The organism is Lentzea aerocolonigenes (genome assembly GCF_000955955.1).
GTDB lineage: Bacteria > Actinomycetota > Actinomycetes > Mycobacteriales > Pseudonocardiaceae > Lentzea > Lentzea aerocolonigenes_A.
The window spans coordinates 24,789-31,317 of the sequence record NZ_JYJG01000300.1; the positions used below are offsets into that span (position 1 = coordinate 24,789).

General features: G+C 68.8%; 8 protein-coding genes. 3 read left to right on the forward strand and 5 right to left on the reverse strand.

From position 1 onward, the window contains the following. Positions 1-11: 11 nt before the first annotated feature. Positions 12-794, reverse strand: a complete 783-nt coding sequence (locus UK23_RS34160; RefSeq protein ID WP_045315858.1) for an electron transfer flavoprotein subunit beta/FixA family protein — start codon at positions 792-794, stop codon at positions 12-14. A 217-nt stretch (positions 795-1,011) separates the two neighbouring features. On the opposite strand from UK23_RS34160, the gene UK23_RS34165 reads away from it, so the two are divergent. Both UK23_RS34165 and UK23_RS53070 read left to right on the forward strand, forming a co-directional pair. Continuing rightward, the gene (locus UK23_RS34165; protein WP_045315859.1) at positions 1,012-1,854 is read left to right on the forward strand and encodes a DegV family protein; all 843 of its coding nucleotides are present in this window, start codon (positions 1,012-1,014) and stop codon (positions 1,852-1,854) included. 68 nt (positions 1,855-1,922) lie between these two features. Next, on the forward strand, positions 1,923-2,072 hold the full coding sequence (locus tag UK23_RS53070) for a hypothetical protein (RefSeq protein ID WP_196778005.1): 150 nt from the start codon (positions 1,923-1,925) through the stop codon (positions 2,070-2,072). Here the strand turns inward: UK23_RS53070 and UK23_RS34170 are convergent, their stop codons facing one another. The 4 genes from UK23_RS34170 to UK23_RS34185 form a co-directional block, all read right to left on the reverse strand. Next, entirely contained in the window at positions 2,073-2,876 is an 804-nt protein-coding gene (locus UK23_RS34170) for an isocitrate lyase/PEP mutase family protein (RefSeq protein ID WP_045315860.1), read from the reverse strand. A 228-nt stretch (positions 2,877-3,104) separates the two neighbouring features. Then, positions 3,105-3,815 carry a hypothetical protein gene (locus tag UK23_RS34175; RefSeq protein WP_045315861.1) on the reverse strand — a complete coding sequence of 237 codons (711 nt, stop codon included), beginning with the start codon at positions 3,813-3,815 and terminating at the stop codon, positions 3,105-3,107. 14 nt (positions 3,816-3,829) lie between these two features. Beyond that, entirely contained in the window at positions 3,830-4,387 is a 558-nt protein-coding gene (locus UK23_RS34180) for a hypothetical protein (protein ID WP_156213590.1), read from the reverse strand. Continuing rightward, on the reverse strand, positions 4,384-5,244 hold the full coding sequence (locus UK23_RS34185) for a hypothetical protein (protein WP_045315863.1): 861 nt from the start codon (positions 5,242-5,244) through the stop codon (positions 4,384-4,386). Before UK23_RS34185 ends, UK23_RS34180 begins: the two co-directional genes overlap by 4 nt. A gap of 405 nt (positions 5,245-5,649) precedes the next feature. Here UK23_RS34185 and UK23_RS34190 point away from each other — a divergent pair, with 405 nt between their 5' ends. After that, positions 5,650-6,492, forward strand: coding sequence for a DegV family protein (locus tag UK23_RS34190; protein ID WP_045315868.1), 843 nt, complete (start codon positions 5,650-5,652; stop codon positions 6,490-6,492). The last annotated feature ends 37 nt before the right edge of the window (positions 6,493-6,529 follow it).

The window sequence follows — 6,529 nt, forward strand, 5'->3', positions numbered from 1 at the left end:
TTTCCCCTCCCTCAGATGAGCTTCTGGCCGACGAGGAACTCGGCGATCTTGGATCCGCCGTCGCCACCGTCTTCGACGCGCTCACCGGCGCCACGCGGCGGCTTCGGGGCCGCCTCCAGCACCTGGGTCCACGCACCGGACAGGCCGACCTCGGACGCGTCGATGCCCAGGTCCGCCACGGTGACCGTGGAGACGGGCTTCTTCTTCGCGGCCATGATGCCCTTGAAGGACGGGTAACGCGGCTCGTTGATCTTCTCCGTCACGGAGACGACGGCCGGGAGCGTGGCCTCGAGGAACGCGACGCCCTCGTCGGTCTCGCGCTCGCCCTTGATCGTCGTGCCTTCGACGGTGACCTTGCGCAGCTGCGTGACCTGCGGCAGGCCGAGCAGCTCGGCGAGGATGGCCGGAACAGCGCCCGCGCGGCCGTCGGTCGCCTCGTTGCCCGCGATGACCAGGTCGACGTTCTCGACCGTGCCGATCGCCTTCGCGAGGACCTTCGCCGTCGCCAGCACGTCCGAGCCGTGCAGCGCCTCGTCGCTCACGTGGATCGCCTTGTCGGCACCCATCGACAGCGCCTTGCGGATGGCGTCCGTCGCGCGGTCGGGACCCATCGCGATGACAGTCACCTCACCGCCGTGGGCCTCCTGCAGCTGCAGGGCCTCTTCGACGGCGCGCTCGTTGATCTCGTCGAGCACGGCATCCGCGGACTCGCGGTCAAGGGTGTGGTCGGCGTCGGTGAGCTTGCGCTCGGACCAGGTGTCAGGCACCTGCTTGACCAGGACAACAATGTTCATAGGTCCTCTTCGACCTCCTGCGGACGGGCGGCGACGCTTACGCGGAGGACTCTAGGGATTGCGCCGCCGGGTGTTCACGACCCTGCCATCTATCCGGATGTTACCCATCAGTAGCACCCCTGCAAACGGCAGCAAGCACCCCGCAAGCGTGACAGTTGTCACCCGTTGACGACACCTTTTGAGACTTAACCCATTCGGGGGACTACGCTGCCGGGCCATGTACCGGCGAGTAGCTGTTGTGACCGACTCCACGGCCTGTCTCCCGGCGCAGCTGACTGATCAACTCGGCATCGAGGTGGTCCAGATCCAGGTCCGGATCGGTGACCACACGGATGACGAGTCCCGCATCCCGGTCCCCGACCTGGTCTCGGCCATGCGTTCGAACGTGCCGGTGGCGACGATTCCGCCCGACCCCGGCGCGTTCTTCTGGACGTACAACGAACTGGCCGCGCAGGGAGTCCGCTCGATCGTGTCCGTGCACGTGTCGGGCGGGTTGTCCGCGACCGTCGAGGCAGCCCGCACCGCGGCCGCCCAGGTCCGCGTGCCTGTGCACGTCGTCGACACCCACACCTGCGGGATGAGCATCGGCTACGCCGTCCAGGCCGCCGGCAAGATCGCTGAAGCGGGCGGCACCGTCGAGAGAGTTCTCGCGACCGCCCAGCGCCGCTACGACAGATCCACCGAACTGATCTACGTCGACACGCTCGAGTACCTGCGGCGCGGCGGCCGCATCGGTGCCGCGGCGGCGCTGGTCGGCGGCGTGCTGTCGATGAAGCCGCTGCTGACCATGGCCGACTCCCAGATCACCCCGCTGGACAAGGTGATGGGCGCCGACCGCGCGCTGAACCGGATGCTGGACATCGCGATCAAGCGCGCGGGCACCGACACCGTGGACGTCGCCGTCGAGCACTTCGACGCCGAGGAGAAGGCCACGCGACTCCTGCGCAACCTCCGGCGCCGCGTGCCGAACGTCCGCCAGTTCATGTTGACGCAGGTCAGCTCGGCGATCGGGGCCCACGTGGGCCCCGGTGCGCTGGGCATCACCGTTTCGCCGGTCTGAGTTTCGGGGAACTCCAGGGCCCGTGCCGTTCGTTATCCGGACGTAACGGACACCTGGAGGGACCTCAGATGGCTTCGTTCATGGACAAGATCACCAGGTTCCTGCGCAGCCCGCAGGGTCAGCGGCTACAGGCCAAGGCACGGCAGGCCGCCCAGGACCCCCGCCGGCGCGCGCAGGCCGAACAGCTGCTCCGCAAGTTCCGCGGCAAGAAGCACTAGCTACTTGAAGAGGGCGTTGAGCTCGCCGTACTCGATGCCCCCTTCGACACTGCTGTAGGTGCCCAGGGTGAGCAGCTCCTCCGCCGCTCGCTTGGCAAGGGCATAGGCCGCCTCGGCGACCGCAGACCCGAGGCTCACCCGCGCGACGCCCGCCTTCGCCAACTCGTCGACGGCGGGCGCGCCGGGCCCCACCAGCAGGTTGAGCGGCGCGGCGATGCCCTTGGCCAGCTCGGTGACGGTCTCCAGGTCGGTCACACCCGGCACGAAGATGCCGCTCGCCCCGGCCTCGAGGAACGCCGCCGCGCGCTCCAAGGTGCGCTCGATCCGGTCCGCCGGGTCGCCGACCTGCCGCAGGAACGTGTCGATCCGCGCGTTGATGTACAGATCCTTTCCGGCCTCCCGCGCCGCCGCGTAGCGCTCCTTCTGCTCCGCGATGTCACGCACGCCCGCGCCGAGCCCGTCCTCGATGTTCACCCCGGACGCACCGGCGTGCACGATTTCCCGGACCGTCTCCGCAACGTCGTCAGCGGTGTCGCCGAAGCCCGTCTCGATGTCGGCGCTCACCGGGATCTCAACGGCCTTCACGATCCTCGCGACGAGGTCGACCGCGCGGTCACGGGCGAGCCGGTCGCCGTCCGCCGCACCGAGGCTCCACGCCACACCGGCACTCGTGGTGGCGACGGCCTTGGCACCCGCGGCCTCGACGACGAGGGCGGAGGCGACGTCCCAGGCGTTCGGGAGGGCGAGCGGACCGGGCTGGTGGAGGGCGTGGAAGAGCTGGGTGCGGGCAGCGCTGGAAGTCATGCCTTGAGTGATATCAGCCGACACCGACAAAAACCGGCGAGTTTCGGACAGGAACCGACGACTTTCCGACCTGCGCCCGTTGGTGTGCTCGGTGGGTCGAGGGGTGGTGGGTGGCGGAAGTGCCGTTTCCACAACGACTTCCGGCTCGTGCTCGGTGTCGGCCGCCAGGGTTGGTTCGGGGGGCTTCGCGGTCCCCCGAGGGGGTTTCGAGCCTGTGCCCGGCGTTCCCTAGTTGCTGCCTGCCTTGCGGCGCACCTCTTCGAACGTCCGCAGGTACCGCTGCCGGAAGTCCTCCCGCTCCACCCACGTGGTGTGCTCGACCGGCTGGGGCGCGGCAGGTGGCGGAAGTGCCGTGTCCACAACGACTTCCGGCGCGGTCTCGGCAACCGGTTCGGGCTCCGGCTCGGCCTCGGGATCGGCGAGAGGCCCGGCGTCCGCGACCAGGTCGGGATCCGCGACCCGGTCGGAATCGGCGAGCGGGTCAAGATCCGCGAGCGGCTCGAGATCCGCGACCGGGTCGGGATGGGCGAGCGACTCCTCGACGACCTCAGGACTGTCGGTGTCGGCCGCTACGGTTGATTCGGGGGCTTCGTCGTCCCCCGAGGGGGGCTCGAGGTCCCCATCCCGATCGTATCCGGCGGCACCGACAGTTTCGGGCTCGTCGTCTGCCACCGGCTCGGCGAACGCGGCGAGTGCCGGTTCCAGCTGGGGCAGGCCGACCACCGGGTTGCGGTGGATCGGGCGCGAGTCGTACTCGTCGTCGATCGCCTCGACGACCGGGGGCTTCTCCACCCAGGTCCGCTCAGCCGGTTCGTCCAAAGCGGACGGCGACCGGGCGCCGGCGTCCTCGCGGCGCCGCACCAGCACGTACATCAGGGCTGCCCCTAACGTGAAGGACAGCACGCACAACCCGAAGACGATCCCGACGGCCCCTGCCATGCGAAGGCTCCTACCTATACGACTAGGACGTCGACCTGGGGTCCGCCGTCCGAGGGCGGGCCCCAGACGGGGTCCACGATCACCCTTGTGGTGATGACGCTGTCCACCCCCTGCGCGGCCAGGTAGTCACGCACCAGGCCGGCCCTCTGCATGGCGAGCACGTCGCAGCGGTGCGACTCCGTCTCGCCGTTCCACGCGTGCGACACCAGCGTCACCGAGCCCCCGGCGACGTTGCGCAGCACGCTCGCCAATCCCCGCCGCACGTCCTCGCCACGGCCCACCAGCGAGGAGGTGCCCGGCGCGAACGTGATCCCCTTGACCGCGTGCGACGAGAACAGCTCGCGCACGTTCTGCTGCGCCACCACAGCGGGCACCAAGATCGGCGCCGCGGGCTCCATCCGCAGCGGCGACACGAAGTCCGACACCGGCACCGGGCCCTGCCGGACCTCTGGCACGGCGGGCGACGACGACAGCGCCGTCTCCAGTTCCTCGCCGTAGACCGTGAAACCGAATGCCGTCACCGAGGCGGGCACCATCAGCGCACCCACCAGCAGCGGCACCCAGCCCCTCATGAAGCGGCCACCTGCTCCGGGATCAACGTCGGCGCGACCCGTTCCGCCGCGGAGGAAAGAGCCGAGCGGGCGGCGGCGAGCTGCGCGTGGACGACGCGCCTGAGCTCGCGCAGCTCGTCGGTCTGTTCCGCGACCTCGGCCAGCCGGCGCTGGGCCTCGCGGCACGCCACCTTCACCACGAACTCGGCGCGCGCCTTGGCGAGTGCCTCCTGCTCCTGCAGGTGTTGCGCGGCCTCGTTGCGGCGCCGGGTCGTGGTGAGCTCGAAGAACTGCTGCGCCTTCTCGCGCTTGCGCTCGGAGTCGGCCTCAAGAGAGTTGCACTGCAACGCCGTCTCGCGCAGCAGGCGGTCGGCGTCGGTCTGCGCCTGGGCCATCGCCTCCGCGCACTCGCGCTCGACCTCGTCGGCGCGCTGGCGGTGCTGGGCCTCGAGGTCGGAGCAGCGGCGTTCCATCTCCAGTTCGCGCCGCTCCATCGCCGCGGCGCGGGTGGCGCAGTCCTGGCGGACGGCGTAGAGCTCGGACTCGGCCTCGGACCGCATGACCATCGCCTCGCGTTCGGCTTCCGCGCGCAACGCGGCGAGCTCGACGTCGGTGCGGGTGCGGAGGTCCGCGCACTCGCGTTCGGCCTGCAGGCGCATCTCCGCTGACTCGTCCTCGGCGAGGCGGAGCATGCGGTGCATCCGTTCGGTGGCGCCCGCGTGCGTGCCCGAGTTGGATTCGAGGCGCTCGATGCGGGCGCGCGCCTCCTCCAGTTCCCGGCGCGTCATTTCCAGGTGTTGACGCAAATCGGCGGCCTGGGCCAGAGCTTCCGCGCGGTCGAGGCTCGTGAAGCGCAGCTGCTCCTCGAGATTCTCCATGTGCTCGATGACCTGACGGCGATGAAAACCTCGGTAGACAACGTCGAAAGCGGCGTGCAGCGGAACTAGTTCCGGCTCTTTTGCACCCATGGTCACCTACTCACTCAACCAGGCCGAAGATTGTGCGAGCTTACCCACGGCCGGTACCGCCAACCAGCGTCGACAGTGGACACAACAGGCACATGTAACACGTGGAATATCCGTCTTTTCCTGCACAAACGAGACTGTTGTAGATCAACTCCAAACAACGGTCAGTCACCCGATTGTGTCAAGTAGGACGCCTTTCCGAGGGGTTCACTCCATGCGTTCGCCGTGTACGGAAAGCAACCACCCAGGCGTAGATCACACGAATTGACATCGATCGTTGGTGGCTACTCCGATCACCCTTCGTTAACCTTCTCGTTCGTGCCCTCACGAGTAGCCGTCGTCACCGACTCGACCGCGTCACTTCCGGCCCGGCTGGCCGAGCGTTTCAACATCATCACGGTCCCGATGCAGCTGAAGATCGGGTCGGAACTGATCGACGAGGCCTACGTGCCGACGGACAGGCTGCTCCAGGCGATGGACGCCCAGATCCCGATCACGACCCAGCCACCCGCGCCGGACGCGTTCTTCTGGGCCTACCAGGACGCGTGGGCCAAGGGCGCCGAGACGATCGTGTCGGTGCACGTGACGCCGAAGCTCTCCCCCGCGACGGACGCGGCGAAGGCGGCCGCGGCCAAGTCGCGCGTGCCGGTGTTCATCGTGGACTCGCACTCGTCCGGCATGACGCTCGGATTCGCGGCGCTCGCGGCCGCGCGGATCGTGCAGTCCGGGGGCAACGTCCAGAACGCGCGCAGCGTCGCGGAGGAACGTGGCCGCAACGCCCACGTGCTCATCTACGTCAACACGCTGCACTACCTGCGCCAGGCGGGCCGGGTCAGCGCCGCCGCGAAGCTCTTCGGCGACGCGCTATCGGTCAAGCCGCTGCTCACCGTCGTGAACGGCGAGGTGGAACCGTTCGACAAGGTCGTCGGCCGCGAACGCGCGCTCGGCAAGCTCGCCGACAAGGCGGTGGCGCTCGCCTACGGACGCAACGTGGACCTCGCAGTCGAGCACTTCGCGGCCGAGAAAGAAGGCCACGAGCTGCTGCAGATGCTGCAGAAGCGGATCCCGCACGCCCGCGACATCGTCCTCACGCAGGTCAGCGCGGCCATCGGGGCGAACGTCGGGCCCGGCGCGCTCGCGGTGACCGTCTCACCGTTCTAGTAGTACTTCGTTAGGTCGCGCTGACCTGGGCGTGCGT

What these genes read in the sequence shown, in the direction of transcription:
- UK23_RS34170 (WP_045315860.1), bottom strand. Translation starts at nt 2,876, where the DNA reads ATGACTTCCAGCGCTGCCCGCACCCAGCTCTTCCACGCCCTCCACCAG.
- UK23_RS34175 (WP_045315861.1), bottom strand. Translation starts at nt 3,815, where the DNA reads ATGGCAGGGGCCGTCGGGATCGTCTTCGGGTTGTGCGTGCTGTCCTTC.
- UK23_RS34165 (WP_045315859.1), top strand. Translation starts at nt 1,012, where the DNA reads ATGTACCGGCGAGTAGCTGTTGTGACCGACTCCACGGCCTGTCTCCCG.
- UK23_RS53070 (WP_196778005.1), top strand. Translation starts at nt 1,923, where the DNA reads ATGGCTTCGTTCATGGACAAGATCACCAGGTTCCTGCGCAGCCCGCAG.
- UK23_RS34180 (WP_156213590.1), bottom strand. Translation starts at nt 4,387, where the DNA reads ATGAGGGGCTGGGTGCCGCTGCTGGTGGGTGCGCTGATGGTGCCCGCC.
- UK23_RS34160 (WP_045315858.1), bottom strand. Translation starts at nt 794, where the DNA reads ATGAACATTGTTGTCCTGGTCAAGCAGGTGCCTGACACCTGGTCCGAG.
- UK23_RS34185 (WP_045315863.1), bottom strand. Translation starts at nt 5,244, where the DNA reads ATGGAGAATCTCGAGGAGCAGCTGCGCTTCACGAGCCTCGACCGCGCG.